Genomic DNA, 15,393 nt, shown 5'->3' with positions numbered 1-15,393 from the left:
GTCGCGCCGACACCCTTACTGCACTCCGACCTGCGAGGAACCACACCATGTCTGCCGCCACCGGGGCCGCCACGCCCGCCCCCGTCACCGTCCTGCGGTCCGGTCCGCTGACCACCATCCAGGACTGGCCCGGTCGTATCGGGTACTGGAAGGTCGGGGTTCCGCCGTCCGGCCCCATGGACGACCTGTCATTCCGTCTGGCCAACCTCGCGGTCGGGAACCCCGAGACGGCAGCCGGTCTCGAGGTCACCCTGATGGGCCCGGCGCTGCGGTTCGACGCCGACGCCGTCGTGGCGGTCACCGGCGCACCGGTGACCGTGAGCCTCAACGGAAAGTCTGTGCCGCAATGGGTTCCGCTGACGGTCTCGGCCGGTGACGTCCTCGACGTCGGGACGGTGGGGTCGCTCGGCATGCGGGCGTACATCGCGGTGTCCGGCGGTCTCGACGCCGAGGACTACCTCGGGAGCCGTTCCACGTTCACGATGGGTCGATTCGGCGGTCTGGACGGCCGCCCGCTCGCGGCCGGTGATCAGCTCGCGCTGCTCGGCGCCCCGACCGGCCCGGCGCGGCGCATCCTCGGTGACGAGCAGCCCGCCTTCACCAACACCTGGCAGCTGGCGGTGACCGTCGGTCCGCACGGCGCGCCGGAGTTCTTCACCGAGGCAGACATCGCCGACGTGTTCGCCACCGACTACGAGGTGCACTTCAACTCCGATCGGACCGGCATCCGGCTCATCGGTCCCAAGCCGCGGTGGGCGCGCAACGACGGCGGCGAGGCGGGTCTGCACCCGTCGAACATCCACGACAACGCGTATTCCGTCGGTGCGCTGGATTTCACCGGTGACACCCCGATCCTGCTCGGTCCCGACGGCCCCAGCCTCGGCGGGTTCGTGTGCCCGGTGACGGTCGTGACCGCCCAGCGGTGGAAGCTCGGCCAGCTCAAGCCCGGTGACACGATCCGCTTCGTGGCGGTGCGCAGCGAGGAGACCGCGTCGCCCAAGGAGACCGGTCTCGGCCGGCGTGCCAGCTTCGTCGACGTCCTGTCCTCGGGCGGCGACGCCGACAACGGCATCCTCGGCTCGACGACGACCGCCGACGGGACCACCTCGGTGACCTACCGGCGTTCCGGTGACGACAACATCCTCGTCGAATACGGCGACATGCAGCTCGATCTGGCCCTGCGTGCTCGTGTGCATGCCCTGAGCGAGCGCATCACCGCCGAGAAGCCCAGGGGCCTCATCGATCTCACACCCGGTATCCGGTCGCTGCAGGTCAAGGCCGATCCGGACGTGTGGTCCCAGTCCGGGATGCTCGAGTGGCTCACCGAATGTGAGAGCCAGCTGCCCGCGGCCGAGGACCTCGTGGTGCCCAGCCGAACGGTGCATCTGCCGCTGTCCTGGGACGACCCGGCCACCCGTGAGGCCATCGAGCGCTACATGCTCGGCGTCCGCTCCGACGCTCCGTGGTGCCCGTGGAACATCGAGTTCATCCGCCGCATGAACGGACTCGACTCCGTCGACGACGTCTACCGGACCGTGTTCGACGCCAGTTACCTGGTGCTCGGCCTGGGGGATGTGTACCTCGGTGCGCCCGTTGCGGTTCCACTGGACCCTCGGCATCGGCTCGTCACCACGAAGTACAACCCCGCCCGAACCTGGACCCCGGAGAACGCGGTCGGCATCGGCGGCGCCTACCTGTGTATCTACGGCATGGAAGGCCCCGGCGGTTATCAGTTCGTCGGACGCACCACGCAGGTGTGGAACCACCGACACCCGTTGCCGGCACCCGGCTTCGATCCCGAGCATCCCTGGCTACTGCGTTTCTTCGACCGCATCTCCTGGTATCCGGTCAGTGCCGAGGAACTCCTCGACATGCGCGCCGACGTCGCGGCCGGCCGCGGGGACAGCACGAAGATCGCCGACGGTGTCTTCTCGCTGGCCGAACACCAGCGGTTCCTGGACGCCAACGCCGGCGACATCGCCTTCCGGCGGGAGAAGATGGAGATCGCCCGCGCCGAGGAACGTCAGAGATGGTCTGCGCAGGGTGAATTCGCCGCCGATCTGAGCACGGCCGGGGCCGAGAACGAGGAGCGGGTGGCATGAGCAAGGTCGACGAGATCTACACGCGGATCGCCGAGGCGGACCGTCCGGAGGTCTTCATCACGCTGCGTCCGCAGGCTGAGGTCGCGGCCGAGTTCGACGCAGCCCTCGCAACGGGCGGAGACCTGGCCGGTACGGTCCTCGCGGTCAAGGACAACGTCGACGTCGCCGGGCTGCCGACCACGGCCGCATGCCCGGGCTACGCCTACACACCCGCCACCGACGCCCCCGTGGTCGCGGCACTACGGGCCGCCGGTGCGGTGGTGATCGGCAAGACGAACCTCGACCAGTTCGCCACCGGCCTCGTCGGGACACGCAGTCCCTATGGCGCGGTGCGGGATTCTCGACGACCCGACCGCGTCTCGGGCGGTTCGAGCTCAGGTTCCGCGGTGGCCGTCGCACTCGGATTCGCCGACATCGCGATCGGCACGGACACCGCCGGGTCCGGGCGCGTACCCGCCGGATTCGCAGGGCTCGTCGGGGTCAAACCGACGGTCGGGGCGATCTCCACCGACGGTGTCGTGCCGGCCTGTGCGAGCTACGACGCCGTGACGATCTTCGCCGCAGACCTGCCGCTCGCCAATCGGGCGATGGCGGCGATGGCCGCCGCACAGGGCCCCCGGCCGTTCGGGTCGTCGGTGCCGCTGGCCGCGCCGGAACGACCCGTCGTCGCCGTACCCGCCGAACTGCCCGAACTCGACGAGGCGTGGCATGCCGCGTTCGCCGAAGCGGTGTTGCGGGCCGAGGCCGCAGGCTTCGTGACCAAGACCATCGATCTGTCGCCGTTCCTGGCGGCAGCGAAGCTGCTGTACGAGGACGCGCTCGTCGCCGAACGGCACGACGCCGTCGGCGATTTCCTGGACTCGGCGGACCCGGCAGCCGCCGGAATCGACTCCACTGTCGCCGGGATCATCGGTGCCGCTTCGCGATTCAGCGCGGTCGACCTGCTGCGCGCCCGACGTCGACTCGCCGAACTCCGGGCAGAGGCCATGGGGGAGTGGGGCGACGCCACCGTGCTGATGGTTCCCACCGCGCCTGCGCACCCGACGATCGCCTCGGTCGCCGCCGACCCCGTCGGCGTCAACTCGCGGTTGGGTACGTACACCAACTTCTGCAACCTCTTCGACCTGTGCGGGCTCGCCGTGCCGAGCGGTGAGGTGCCCGAAAGTGATGGTAGCCGAGCGCAATTCGGCGTCACTTTCCTCGGTGCTGCGCACGAGGACGCGGTTCTCGTCGACGTGGCGGCCCGGTTTCTCGGTGTTCCCGATCTCGGGGCGTCGTGGGTGGAGACCGAGGAGGCGATCGAGCTCGCGGTTTTCGGTGCGCACATGCGGGGCGGTCCGCTCACCCACGAGCTCAGCGAACGAGGTGCCCGCTGGGCGGGGGAGATCACGACGACCCCGACCTACCGCCTCGTCGCGCTCGACACCGTCCCTCCGAAGCCGGGACTCATCCGCGATCCCGCTGTGGGACGGGTGATCCGGGGCGAGGTCTGGCGCCTGTCCCCGGCCGCGCTGGGCGAGTTCCTCGCCGCCCTCCCGGAACCGATGATGTTGGGCAAGGTCGAGGTGGCCGCCGGGGAGACTGGACCCGCGCGGTGGATCGTCGGCTTCGGTTGCGCGGCCGACGCCGGTGCTGCGGGAACGGAACTGGATCGCGACCGCTGGTAGAGCGAGTGTCCAGGTGAGTTCCGTATGACGTCGAACCCGGAAACCGGGCTCGACGTCATACGGAACTCGAACGTCCTCCGAGCGCTGCTCCCACCTGGTCGTTTGTCCAACGGGACGGTTTTGTGCACGTGTCTCGTCCCGGCTACCAATTTTCGATTTCCGATGCTTAACTTGCTCAGCGCAAGGGGTGGGAAGAAAGAAAGTTGGACGAGTGACCAGCATGGGGCGGAACGGAACTCAGCGTTCGGAGAAGGTCGCGCGACGCGCGGACCGCAAGCAGAAGCGTCAGCACCGCGTCGTCGCGGGCGCTGCCGCGATCGCCACGGTGGCCGCGATCGGCGCCGGGCAGGCGATGGAACCGGCAGCCGCGGAGGCGGCTTCGTGGTGGTGGCCGACCCCGACGACCGGTACCGGTCTGGCCAACCAGATCGAGGACCTGAAAAACGAGTACGGCACGAACCCTCTGGGTGAACTCCTCGCCGACATCAACAACGAGGCGCTGGCTGAGCTCGTCGAGGCCTGGCGGGTCGAACTCTGTGCCTCCGGCGGCGACAGAGGTGGCGCGGACTGCTCCGATTCTTCCACCGGCCTCGGTGGATTCGGCGTCGCCGTCGTGTTGCCGGACAGCCTAGAGCTGGTCCCGGTCGGCGTGTACGGCGCGTTCAAGGACTTCTACGACGACATCCCGCAGTGGATCAAGGACGGCGCGAATGTCATTCTCGTGCCGATCTTCAAGACGGAATTGCCGTCGAACATCACGCCCGAACCCGACACCACCGGCTCGGCGACGGTCAAGGGCAACGGTTTCCAGTTCGCACTCGCGTACCGCGACGGGAACGCGACCGCCGTCTCGTACCTCCCGCTGAGCATCGCAACCGCCGGGGCCAGCGACGGCCGGTCGTCGTTCGCCTTCGCGGTCCTCGGTTCCGCCCACGCGTGGAACACCGGGGATCTCGACGTGACCGTTCTCGGTAAACCGCTTGCCACCATCCCGGGTGTCACCGGTGTCGGTTGCTACGGAGGGCTCACCGCCGGCTACGCCGACGGCGTCGGTGCCTGTGCGAACGTGGCCGGAACCTTCGACTTCCGCTACCGGCAACCGAACCGGGAAGTGCAGTTCGCGCTCACCGACCCGACCGCGCTCCTGTCAGACCCGACCGGTGTCCTGGGCGGTGCCGGACTCGAGATCCTGTCCGGTCTGGCGTCTGCACTACTCGGCGGCGAGGGGGTCGATTTCGACGGAGACTGGTTCTCGCTCTCCAAGGACTTCGCCCGCCTGAGCATCGGTGGCGACTACGGCCTGTTGAGCGGCAACTTCCTCCGCCTCACCAGTGACTACGGCTTCACCGGTCCGATCACCGTCGACTGGCTGGGTTCCCACGTGACGTTCCGCCCGCTGGTCGAGGTGAACGGCGAGTACCGCCCGAACCGCCTCGGCCTCCCGGTCATCACGTTCGGGCAGCTCGACACCGGCGAGATCATCCCGGTCATCCACATCCCGAGCTACGAGTTCCCCTTCGGCATCCCGGCAACCGACGACGCCGTGATCCCGCAGTCGAACACCGTCGCCCGGGTTGCGGCCTCGGCTCCCGCCGACTTCGCGGCGTCGACCTTCGCGGAACCGGAAGCCGCTGAGTTCGTGGGCCCCGAGTACGGAACACCCGAGATCGCGTCCGACGATTCGGGCAGCGACATCACCGAGGAGTACGTCGGCAAGCATCGTGCGGCCGATGACGGCTACGAGGGCAAGCATCGCGCCCCCGAGGCGCCCGCCGCCGGGGATTCCGACGCCGGCTCGGACAACGACTCCGACAGCAGCGGCGGTGGTGACTCGGATTCGGGCAGCGGCTCCGACTCCGGCTCGGACTCGGGCTCCGACGGCGGCAGCGGTTCGGACAGCGGTTCCGGCTCGGCCGGCGGCTCCGGCTCTGACAGCGGAAGCGGTGGCTCCGGCGCCGGCAGCGACTCCGGCTCGGGCAGCGGTTCCGACAGCGACTCGGGCTCGTCGAGCGGCTCCGGCGCAGAAGCGGCCTGACACCGGCCGCCCACAGACCGGCGCCCCGGCACTGGACTCGATCCGTGCCGGGGCGTCGACCATCTTTCGACCCCTGGGCTCGGGACTCACCGTGTCGGTCGCCGGATCGACCTCCGGCGGCTGCGCGCGGGTAGGAACTACCCTGGACGCAACCGAGCTGGACGACAGCGGAGCCGAGCAGGGAGGCCGTGATGGCGATCGATCGCGACAGAAGCAGAGCAGTGTCGGAGGTCGTCCGGCAGCATCCGGTGATGAGTCTGGTCGCGGTGTCGCCGGGTATCGCCGTGTTCGTGGTCCTGCTGTTGCTCGACCAGACGTTCCTGGCGATCCTGTTCGCCATCCTGGCCGTCGGCGGCGGGGTGTACCTGCTGTCCCGGAAGCGCTGAGCACGACGCCCGCGCGGTGAACCCCGACTCGACGATCGGCGCGGCTACAGTGGTGGCCAATGAGCCCGACCGCATCGCTGCGCGGTGCCGGCGGGCGCATGCGGGTGAAGGGAGTGCGGGCGCATGATCGACGATTCGGGACGTCACCACGGCCGGACGGCCGGGCGGCCGGGTCACTGACCATGTCCACGCGCGTCGATGCCTACATCTGGGCCATCCGCCTGACCAAGACCCGATCCGCGGCCGGCGCCGCATGCCGCGGTGGCCATGTTCGTGTGAACGGCGTGACCGCGAAACCCGCCCAGCCGGTGGTGCCGGGTGACGAGGTCCGGGTCCGGCTCGCCGGGCGCGAACGCATCGTCGAGGTCACCAAGACCATCAACAAGCGGGTGTCGGCACCGATGGCCGCCGAATGCTTCATCGACCGGTCGCCGCCACCGCCGCCCAAGGAGATCTTGGCGAGCCAGCCGCGCCGCGACCGCGGTGCCGGTCGGCCCACCAAACGCGAACGGCGACAACTCGATCGGCTCCGCGACTCGAGCTTTCTCGTGGCTTTCCTCGCCGTCGTCGTGCTGCTCGTCGGTGGCTGTTCAGACGACGAGCCGGCCGACCCGAACCGGCCGAACACCCCCGAGGCGCCCGCACAGGCCGGTTCCGGGCCGTTCTTCGGCAAATGCGGCGGCGTGACGCTGGAAGAGGTCACCCGCATCACCGGCTTCGGCGGACTCACCGAGACCGTCAACAACACCTCGGTCTGCGAGTGGGACACCACCGGTTCGCGGACGGGTGCCGTCGCCTCGTTCAACTGGTACCGTGGTTCGCCGATCGGCCGCGAAGAGGCCAACGTCAAGTTGTCGCGCGACGTGACCAACAAACTCGAGATCGACGGCCACCAGGGGTTCATCGGCTACACCCAGTCCGGCCAGATCTGCGAGGTCGGTATGGGATTCGGCGCCGACTTCTTCGAGTGGTCCATCCGGGGCGACGCGGTCGAGGCGCGGCCCATCGAGCAGATCTGTGACGCCGCACGGGAGTTGGCGAAGCTGTCCATCGAGCGTGCCTCATGAGGCGTTCACTCGCAGTCCTCGTCGCGCTCCTCCTCGGCCTGACCGCACTCGTCGGTTGCGCGCGCACGGTCGACGGTGAGCCGGTGCCGGTGGGCGCCGCCGGACAGTCCGGCAGCAGCGACATCGACACCGATCAGTTCGACAAACTGCTCCTCGAATGCGACGTGCTACCCGACGCGATGATCGCCGACGTGGTGGCCGGCGGCGGCTTCGCCGAACGGTCCTTCAGCGGCGCCATCTGCCGGTGGCTGGTGTCCGGCGCGACCGACGTCGTCAGCGTGACGTTCAACTGGTTCGAGTGGGGCAACGTCAACCTCGAGAAGGAGACGGCCAAGAAGCTCGGCTTCCAGACCGAGAACATCAAGGTCGCCAGCCAGTCCGCCTTCACGCAACGCGACCCGAACCGTCCCGGCGTCTGCGGGGTCACCGCGCGGGCTCCCAGCCGTGGGATCTTCACCTGGTTCGTCGAACCCCGCAGCGCACCCGCGGGCGACCCGTGCGAGGCGCCGATCAAGCTGATGGAGCTACTGCTCCAGGGCGGTCAGTAGCCCGGGATTTCCTCTACCGATCGGTGGGCAGTGGGCCCACCACCACACTCGCCGCGACGACGAGTTCGTCGCCGGTGCCGGGCATCATCAGCCACACGGTCAGCTGATCGCCCTCGCGGACACGACGCAGCGTGAGACGGGTCCCCGGCACGATGGGCCGCAGGTACTCGATGACGACGCGGTGCGGCATGTCGACGAGGTCGGGGTGCTCGACCAGCTCGTCCTCGATGGCCTCGAGGTAGGCGGCGTTGTTGAGGTGCTTGAAGGGGTCGAAGTCGGTGATCCGCAGGACGTGCTCGCGGTCGGGGAACGGGATGTCCTCGGCGGCCGGCGCCTTCTCCGGGTTCATCGACTTCCATCGCAGACGGTGCTCGTCGGTCATCGACGACAACATCTCGAAGGCCTCGTCGGAGAGTCGGGACGGCACGCCCTTGTCGTTGACGTTGATCCAGAACGCCTCGGTCTCGATGAGGCCCTCGGGACGGTCGTCGGGATTGAAGCGGTTGGTCTCGTGTTCGGAGGTGAGCCGCACCCGCATGTTGGTCCAGCGCGTCGACAGCGCGCCGCACCAGCGCTGGGCGGTGACCGTCGCCGGCCAGGAGATGGGCCGGATGACGTCGATGATGGTGCGCCGGACGATCCAGAAGGGCTCGGTCTTACCGAACTCGGTGGCCTCGAGATTGTCGTTGGCGACGTCCTGCAGGTACCGCGCGACGGCGTCGAGCCGCACTCGCATGTCCTGGTCGACATCGCCGGTCCGGACCCGGTACTCCGCCTGGTAGAACCGGGCGCCCTCCTTGCGGTCGGGGAGTGATCCCGCTCTCACGCCTGACGTAACCTGGCTCACTCGGGTCCCTTCGATGGGTCGCAGGTATCTTTGCAGTTAAGATACAGTCAAGGCTGAAACTAGAACACGTTCTACGTGTGGAATTACGGAGAAACAGCAGATGGCGCATGTGATTACCCGTCCATGTTGCAACGACGCCAGTTGCGTGAGCGTGTGTCCGGTGAACTGCATCCACCCGACGCCGGACGAGCCGGAGTTCTTGACTGCCGAGGCTCTCTACATCGACCCGGAGACCTGTATCGACTGCGGCGCGTGTATCGACGAGTGCCCGGTCGAGGCGATCGTTCCCGACGACCAGCTCACCGAGCGCGACGAGCCCTATCTACAGATCAACGCGGACTACTACAAGGACCACGACGTCGAGGGCGGGCTCGTCCCGCCCCGCAAGGCGCCGCAGCTGCCCGACCGGGAACTGCACGTCGCGATCATCGGGGCCGGTCCGGCCGCGTTCTATGCCGCCGAGGAACTCGTCCGCAAACCGTCCATCAAGGTCGACATGTTCGACCGCCTGCCCACGCCCTACGGCCTGGTCCGCGCGGGCGTCGCCCCGGACCACGCCGCCACCAAGGGTGTCGAGAAGACCTTCGCGTCGGTCGCCGCCAAGAAGAACTTCGACTACTACCTCAACGTCGAGGTCGGCAAGCACATCAGCCACGACGAACTCGTCGCCCGCTACCACGCGGTCATCTACGCGGTGGGCGCCGCAACCGACAAGCGGCTGAACATCGAGGGCGAGGACCTGCGCAACTCCGTCGCGGCCACCCAGTTCGTCGCCTGGTACAACGGCCATCCGGATTTCGCCGACCTCGATGTCGACCTCTCCTCGGAACGGGCGGTCGTCGTCGGCAACGGCAACGTCGCGCTGGACGTGGCGCGGATCCTCGTCACCGATCCAGACGAACTGGCCAAGACCGACATCGCCGACCACGCCCTGGCGAAGCTGCGCGAGTCGAACATCTCCGAGGTCGTGTTGTTGGGCCGACGCGGCATCGCGCAGGCGGCCTACACCAACAGCGAGTTCCTCGCCCTCGGCGACGTCGAGGGTGTCGACGTGGTCATCGATCCCGAGGACCTGGTCCTCGACGAGTCGTCCGAGGCGGCACTGGCCGACGACACACTCGACTCGACCATCGCCACCAAGATCCGGCTGGCCCGCGAGTTCTCCGAGCGTCCGCAGACCCCGGGCAACAAGCGGATCGTCTTCCGGTTCCTCGCATCTCCTGTAGAGATTGCCGGTGACGGCGAAGTGACTACGCTGACGTGCGTGCGCAATGCCTACACCGAAGCCGACGACGACGCCGCCGGCCGCGTGGCCGTGAAGGCCACCGACGAGAAGTTCGACCTCGAGACCGGCTTGGTCCTGCGGGCCATCGGCTACCGCGGCGTCCCGGTCACCGACCTCCCCTTCGACGAGGGGCGCGGCGTCGTCCCGAACGCCGAGGGGCGCGTGCAGGCGGCGACGGAGGGCGACGTGATGCCGGGGCTGTACGTCACCGGCTGGATCAAACGTGGAGCGACAGGTGGTATCGGCATGAATCGACTGTGCGGCCAGGAAACGGCACGCGCCGTGATCGACGACTTCGTCGCCGGGAGCATCGGCGACCCGTCGACCCCGCGTGACGACGTCGCCGCGCTGTGCGCCGACCGCGGTGCCAATCGCATCGACCTGGCGGGATGGAAGGCCATCGACGCAGCCGAGAAGTCCGCGGGCAAGGCCGCCGGTCGGGCGCGGGCCAAGTTCATCAGCATCTCCGAGTTCGAGGCGGCTGCCACCGCCGGAGCGCAGTAACCGTGCGGGTTGCACTGCTGTCCTACCGCAGCAAACCTCATTGCGGTGGGCAGGGCGTCTACGTCCGTCACCTCTCCCGCGAGCTCGCGCTCCTCGGGCACAGCGTCGAGATCTTCTCCGGGCAGCCGTATCCGGAGCTGGACCAGTCGGCCATCGACGCCGGTGTCACGATCACCAAGGTGCCCAGCCTCGGGCTCTACGACGAGCCGGACCCGTTCCGTACGCCGAAGCTGAACGAGTACCGCGACTGGATCGATCTGCTCGAGGTCGGATCGATGTGGACGGCGAGTTTCGGGGAACCGCTCACCTTCAGCCTGCGGGTCGCCCGCTTGCTGAAGAAACGGCGCGACGACTTCGACATCGTGCACGACAACCAGTGTCTCGGTTACGGACTGCTCGAGATCCAGAAGGCGGGCTTCCCGCTGATCGCGACGATCCACCACCCGATCACGCGTGACCGCACCCTCGCGGTCAAGGCGGCCAAGGGCTGGCGGAAGATCACCGCGTGGCGCTGGCACTCCTTCCTGCGTATGCAGGGGCGTGTCTCTCGACGAATCCCGGAGCTGCTCACCGTCTCTCGCAGCAGCGAGGTCGACATCCGCAAGGCCTTCGACATCCCGTCGGGTCGCATCACCACGATCCCGCTCGGCGTCGACACCGAGATCTTCACCCCTCGTGCAGAGCGCGTCCCGGGCAGGATCGTCTGTGTCGCCAGCGCCGACGCGCCGCTCAAGGGTGTGTCCTACCTGCTCGAGGCGGTGGCGAAGCTCGCTGCCGAGCGTGACGACGTCAAACTGGTACTTGTGTCCAAGTTGGACCCGAATGGGCCTTCTGCCAAGATGATCGAGGATCTCGCGATCGGCGACCGGGTGTCGGTGGTCTCGGGACTCGAGGACTCCGAGATCGCAGAACTCCTGGCCTCGGCCGAGGTCGCCTGTGTGCCGTCGCTGTACGAGGGCTTCTCGTTGCCTGCGGTCGAGGCGATGAGCTGTGGGACACCGCTCGTGGCCACTCGCGCCGGTGCGATCCCGGAGGTCGTCGGCACGTCAGAGGAAGCCGCGCTGCTGGTCCCGCCACGGGATTCCGGACGCCTGGCCCAGGCGATCGGGCGACTGTTCGACGACTCCGAGCTGCGGGCTCGTCTCGGTGCGGGCGGTCGACGCCGCGCCGAGGAGAACTACAGCTGGGCCGCAGTGGCCGCGAAGACGGCGGCTCACTACGAAACCGTGCTGGCCGGTCATCGGCGAGCAACAGAAGGGACATCGAGTGCTGACAGTTGATTTCGACCGTCTGGGCGTGGGCCCGGGCACCAAGGCGATCGACATCGGGGCGGGTCAGGGACGACACTCCTTCGAGATGTTCCGTCGGGGAGCGGATGTCATCGCCTTCGACATGTCGGAGAGCGACATGGCCGACGTCGCGGAGATGTTCGACGCCATGACGGCCGAGGGTCATGTGCCCGCGTCGGCCAAGGCTCGCGCCGAGGTCGGCGACGCTCTGCGTCTCCCGTACGCGGACAACAGCTTCGACGTGGTCCTCATGTCCGAGATCCTCGAGCACATCCCGACCGACGAGGGTGCGATCAGCGAGATGGTCCGCGTCCTCAAGCCCGGTGGAGTGGCCGCCGTGACGGTGCCGCGGTATTGGCCGGAGAAGGTCTGCTGGGCCCTGTCGGACGAGTACCACGAGGTCGAGGGCGGACACGTCCGCATCTACAAGGCCTCGGAACTGTCCGACAAGCTGCGCCAGGCGGGCCTCGAGGTCACCGGAACCGATCACGCACACGCCCTCCACGCTCCGTACTGGTGGCTGAAATGTGCTGTCGGCGTGGAGAACAACGACAACGTACTGGTCAAGGGATACCACCAGCTGCTCGTCTGGGACATGATGAGCAAGCCGTGGCTGACCCGTGTGGGTGAGCAGGTGCTCAACCCGATCATCGGAAAGTCCGTGGCACTGTATCTCCGTAAGCCCGAGACCGCCGCGTCTTCATGACGGCCGCTCCGGCTGTCCCTGGAGTGGTCACCGCCGAGCAGATGCGCGCCACCGGCGCGGCCATCGTCGGCATGCAGGAGGAATCCGGTGCACTGCCGTGGTTCCCCGGTGGGCAGACCGACCCGTGGGATCACATCGAATCGGCGATGGCGTTGTCGGTGACCGGTTTTCACGCCGAGGCCGAGGCGGCCTACGAGTGGTCGCGGCGTAAGCAGCGCGCCGACGGCTCGTGGCCGATCCGCACCGTCTGCGGCAAGGTCGAGGACGCCGGCACCGACTCCAACTTCTGTGCCTACATCGCGGTGGGGGTCTGGCACCACTACCTGATCACCGGCGACGATGCCTTCCTCCAGCGGATGTGGCCGGTCGTCTGGTCGGCCATCGACTGTGTGCTGCGCTTCCAGCGCGACGACGGCGCCTTCCGCTGGGGCGGTGACCACCGCACCGGCGCGATGTTCGGCGAGGCCCTGATCACGGGTAACGCCAGCATCTTCCAGGCCCTCGATTGCGCGATCCGGATCGCCGCCGAGCTGGATCAGCCCGACGATGCGTGGACCGCCGCGCACACCAAGCTCGGTGACGCCATCCGCACGGACACCGCGCGCGACTCCGAATGGGAGATCTTCACGCCCCCGTCCGAGCACTCGATGGACTGGTACTACCCGATCCTCGGTGGCGCGGTGCGCGGAGAAGCCGGGCAGAAACTGATCGCCCGACGCTGGAACGACTTCGTCGTACCCGGCAAGGGCGTCCGGTGCGTCGACCACCGCCCCTGGGTCACCGGTGCCGAGACCTGCGAGCTGGCACTGGCTCTCGACGCCCTCGGTGACACCGCCGACGCCATCCGGCTCATCGCCTCGATCCAGCATCTGCGCGATCCCGACGGATCGTATTGGACGGGACTGGTTTTCGCCGACGGCAAACGCTGGCCGGTGGAGAAGAGTTGTTGGACGTCGGCTGCCGTCGTCCTGGCGGCCGATGCCGTGAGTCGTACCAGCGTCGCCAACGGCATCTTCCGCGACGTCCGGCAGCGGCTAACCGTCGCGCCCTAGGCCTCCTCGCGACGCGCGAACCCCTGGTCTCTGTGGCGCCCATCACCTAGACTGGTGTCCAGTCAACCGTCCGACTCTGTCCCGGGCGGCAGCAACGGTGCCCGGGGAGGCCACATGGATTTCGGAATCGTGCAGTTCACCAGCGATCGCGGGCTCAAGCCGCATGTGCTGGCACCGCTGATCGAGAACGCCGGCTTCGCGTCGTACTACGTTCCCGAACACGGGCACATCCCCACTCGCCGCGATGCCGCGCACCCGCAGACCGGCGACGAGACCCTGCCCGATGACCGGTACATGCGCACCCTCGACCCGTGGACGTCGCTCGCCGCCGCGGCCGCGGTCACCGAACGCATCCGCCTGGCGACCGCCGTGGCGCTCCCGGTGCAGTCGGACCCGATCACCCTGGCCAAGACCATCGCCACTCTCGACCACATCTCCGGGGGTCGTGTGACCCTCGGCGTCGGATTCGGTTGGAACCTCGACGAACTCGCCGACCACAACGTGCCGCCGAAGCGGCGTCGAACCATGCTGCGCGAATACCTCGAGGCGATGCGCGCGCTGTGGACGCAGGAAGAAGCCGAGTACAGCGGCGAGTTCGTGAACTTCGGGCCGAGTTGGGCGTGGCCCAAGTCGACGCAGGGCCACATCCCCGTGCAGGTGGGTGCGGCCGGCAACGAGAAGAACTTCAAGTGGATCGCTCGCAGTGCCGACGGGTGGATCACCACGCCGGGTGAAGAGGACATCGAGGGGTCTGTCGCACTGCTCAAGCAGATCTGGTCCGACGCCGGCCGCGAAGGTCAGCCGGAGATCGTCGTCCTCGACTTCAAACCGGTCCCGGAGAAGCTCGCGAAGTGGCGTGAGATCGGCGTGACCACCGTGCTCTACGGCCTGCCCGACGACTCGGTGGAACGCGCGACGGGCTACCTGGCGAAGCTGGCCGGGAAGCTCGACCTGGTCCCCGCAACCGTCTGAACCACCGAACGCGGTCGGCGTCGTCCGGCCGAGAGTCTGCACACCAGAGGAGAAGCACGTGGACACACGGCTCGACGGCAGGGTCGCCCTGATCACCGGCGCGGCGCGCGGACAAGGACGTAGCCACGCCGCTCGCCTGGCCGAGCAGGGCGCCGATGTCATCGCGATCGACATCTGCGACCAGATCCCGACGGTGAACTACGGGATGAGCACACCGGACGATCTGGCGCAGACCGCGAAGATCGTCGACTCCTTCGATCGCCGCGTCATCACCAAGGTTGCCGACGTGCGCAGCCGGGATGCACTCAAGGCTGCCATCGACGACGCGGTGGCCGAGTTCGGGCGTCTCGACATCGTGGTCGCCAACGCCGGGGTCAGTCCGCTCGGTCCCGACAGTCCGTCCGTGACGTGGCTCAACACGGTCGCGGTGAATCTCGGTGGGGTGATCAACACCCTCGAACTGACTGTGCCGCACCTGGAGTCGGGCGCATCGATCATCTGCATCGGTTCGATGGCGGCGTTCATGGGCTCCTTCGAGTCGAAGGAGGCCGGACCGGGAGCTTCGGGATACAGCCACTCGAAGCGGGCGGTGGCGCGGCTGGTGAACGACCTGGCACGCAACCTCGCGCCGAGGGGTATCCGGGTCAACGCCATTCACCCGGGCAACGTCGACACCCCGATGGTGCACCACGACGAGATCTACCATCTGTTCCGTCCCGACCTCGAGAAGCCGACGTACGACGACGTCAAGGGAGTTTTCGCGGCGTTGCACGGCATGCCGGTCGATCTCATCCCGCCGGAGGACATCAGCGAGGCCGTCGTGTACCTGGCGTCCGATGCCTCCCGCTACATGACCGGACAGCAGTTGCGTCTGGAGGCGGGTGCACTGCTGAACTCGGTCCCGCCGGGTGTGCCCGACTGACAGCAGCCCTG

The 15,393-nt window shown here is 67.9% G+C and carries 13 protein-coding genes; 12 read left to right on the top strand and 1 reads right to left on the bottom strand.

Annotated features, from left to right (window positions below; translation table 11 throughout):
* Nucleotides 1-47 precede the first annotated feature (47 nt).
* The 6 genes from OK17_RS04530 to OK17_RS04505 all read left to right on the top strand — a co-directional run bounded on the left by OK17_RS04530 (nucleotide 48) and on the right by OK17_RS04505 (nucleotide 7,805).
* Nucleotides 48-2,102 (top strand): 5-oxoprolinase/urea amidolyase family protein, encoded by a 2,055-nt coding sequence (locus tag OK17_RS04530; protein WP_232718227.1) that lies wholly within the window; start codon nucleotides 48-50, stop codon nucleotides 2,100-2,102.
* Nucleotides 2,099-3,769 carry an allophanate hydrolase gene (gene atzF / locus OK17_RS04525; protein WP_461416791.1) on the top strand — a complete coding sequence of 557 codons (1,671 nt, stop codon included), beginning with the start codon at nucleotides 2,099-2,101 and terminating at the stop codon, nucleotides 3,767-3,769. The genes OK17_RS04530 and atzF overlap by 4 nt, the downstream gene beginning before the upstream one ends.
* A 220-nt stretch (nucleotides 3,770-3,989) precedes the next feature.
* The gene (locus OK17_RS04520; RefSeq protein WP_461416799.1) at nucleotides 3,990-5,804 is read left to right on the top strand and encodes a hypothetical protein; all 1,815 of its coding nucleotides are present in this window, start codon (nucleotides 3,990-3,992) and stop codon (nucleotides 5,802-5,804) included.
* 191 nt (nucleotides 5,805-5,995) lie between these two features.
* Complete coding sequence (locus OK17_RS04515; RefSeq protein ID WP_005201466.1) at nucleotides 5,996-6,190, top strand: hypothetical protein; 195 nt, start codon at nucleotides 5,996-5,998, stop codon at nucleotides 6,188-6,190.
* A 182-nt stretch (nucleotides 6,191-6,372) separates the two neighbouring features.
* The gene (locus tag OK17_RS04510; RefSeq protein ID WP_461416798.1) at nucleotides 6,373-7,257 is read left to right on the top strand and encodes a DUF3558 family protein; all 885 of its coding nucleotides are present in this window, start codon (nucleotides 6,373-6,375) and stop codon (nucleotides 7,255-7,257) included.
* Entirely contained in the window at nucleotides 7,254-7,805 is a 552-nt protein-coding gene (locus tag OK17_RS04505; protein WP_155225516.1) for a DUF3558 domain-containing protein, read from the top strand. Before OK17_RS04510 ends, OK17_RS04505 begins: the two co-directional genes overlap by 4 nt.
* A 13-nt stretch (nucleotides 7,806-7,818) precedes the next feature.
* Here OK17_RS04505 and OK17_RS04500 read toward each other — a convergent pair whose 3' ends face one another.
* Nucleotides 7,819-8,652 carry an acyl-[acyl-carrier-protein] thioesterase gene (locus tag OK17_RS04500; RefSeq protein ID WP_461416790.1) on the bottom strand — a complete coding sequence of 278 codons (834 nt, stop codon included), beginning with the start codon at nucleotides 8,650-8,652 and terminating at the stop codon, nucleotides 7,819-7,821.
* A gap of 100 nt (nucleotides 8,653-8,752) precedes the next feature.
* On the opposite strand from OK17_RS04500, the gene OK17_RS04495 reads away from it, so the two are divergent.
* From OK17_RS04495 to OK17_RS04470, 6 genes are all read left to right on the top strand, one after another.
* Nucleotides 8,753-10,441 carry an FAD-dependent oxidoreductase gene (locus OK17_RS04495; protein WP_461416789.1) on the top strand — a complete coding sequence of 563 codons (1,689 nt, stop codon included), beginning with the start codon at nucleotides 8,753-8,755 and terminating at the stop codon, nucleotides 10,439-10,441.
* 2 nt (nucleotides 10,442-10,443) lie between these two features.
* Complete coding sequence (locus OK17_RS04490) at nucleotides 10,444-11,721, top strand: glycosyltransferase family 4 protein (protein ID WP_461416788.1); 1,278 nt, start codon at nucleotides 10,444-10,446, stop codon at nucleotides 11,719-11,721.
* Complete coding sequence (locus tag OK17_RS04485; RefSeq protein ID WP_461416786.1) at nucleotides 11,708-12,436, top strand: class I SAM-dependent methyltransferase; 729 nt, start codon at nucleotides 11,708-11,710, stop codon at nucleotides 12,434-12,436. Before OK17_RS04490 ends, OK17_RS04485 begins: the two co-directional genes overlap by 14 nt.
* Entirely contained in the window at nucleotides 12,433-13,488 is a 1,056-nt protein-coding gene (locus tag OK17_RS04480; RefSeq protein WP_232718232.1) for a prenyltransferase/squalene oxidase repeat-containing protein, read from the top strand. The genes OK17_RS04485 and OK17_RS04480 overlap by 4 nt, the downstream gene beginning before the upstream one ends.
* 114 nt (nucleotides 13,489-13,602) lie before the next feature.
* Nucleotides 13,603-14,460, top strand: coding sequence for an LLM class F420-dependent oxidoreductase (locus OK17_RS04475; RefSeq protein WP_006866158.1), 858 nt, complete (start codon nucleotides 13,603-13,605; stop codon nucleotides 14,458-14,460).
* Between the two features lie 58 nt (nucleotides 14,461-14,518).
* Nucleotides 14,519-15,382, top strand: coding sequence for a mycofactocin-coupled SDR family oxidoreductase (locus OK17_RS04470; RefSeq protein WP_461416785.1), 864 nt, complete (start codon nucleotides 14,519-14,521; stop codon nucleotides 15,380-15,382).
* The last annotated feature ends 11 nt before the right edge of the window (nucleotides 15,383-15,393 follow it).

Source organism: Gordonia sp. GN26, assembly GCF_054823965.1.
The sequence above is the reverse complement of the archived record's forward strand: the minus strand, read 5'-3'. Positions and strand labels throughout refer to the sequence as shown.

Coding starts and splice junctions, on each gene's coding strand:
- OK17_RS04530 (WP_232718227.1), top strand. CDS start 48: ATGTCTGCCGCCACCGGGGCCGCCACGCCCGCCCCCGTCACCGTCCTG.
- OK17_RS04495 (WP_461416789.1), top strand. CDS start 8,753: ATGGCGCATGTGATTACCCGTCCATGTTGCAACGACGCCAGTTGCGTG.
- OK17_RS04480 (WP_232718232.1), top strand. CDS start 12,433: ATGACGGCCGCTCCGGCTGTCCCTGGAGTGGTCACCGCCGAGCAGATG.
- OK17_RS04515 (WP_005201466.1), top strand. CDS start 5,996: ATGGCGATCGATCGCGACAGAAGCAGAGCAGTGTCGGAGGTCGTCCGG.
- OK17_RS04475 (WP_006866158.1), top strand. CDS start 13,603: ATGGATTTCGGAATCGTGCAGTTCACCAGCGATCGCGGGCTCAAGCCG.
- atzF (WP_461416791.1), top strand. CDS start 2,099: ATGAGCAAGGTCGACGAGATCTACACGCGGATCGCCGAGGCGGACCGT.
- OK17_RS04505 (WP_155225516.1), top strand. CDS start 7,254: ATGAGGCGTTCACTCGCAGTCCTCGTCGCGCTCCTCCTCGGCCTGACC.
- OK17_RS04510 (WP_461416798.1), top strand. CDS start 6,373: ATGTCCACGCGCGTCGATGCCTACATCTGGGCCATCCGCCTGACCAAG.
- OK17_RS04520 (WP_461416799.1), top strand. CDS start 3,990: ATGGGGCGGAACGGAACTCAGCGTTCGGAGAAGGTCGCGCGACGCGCG.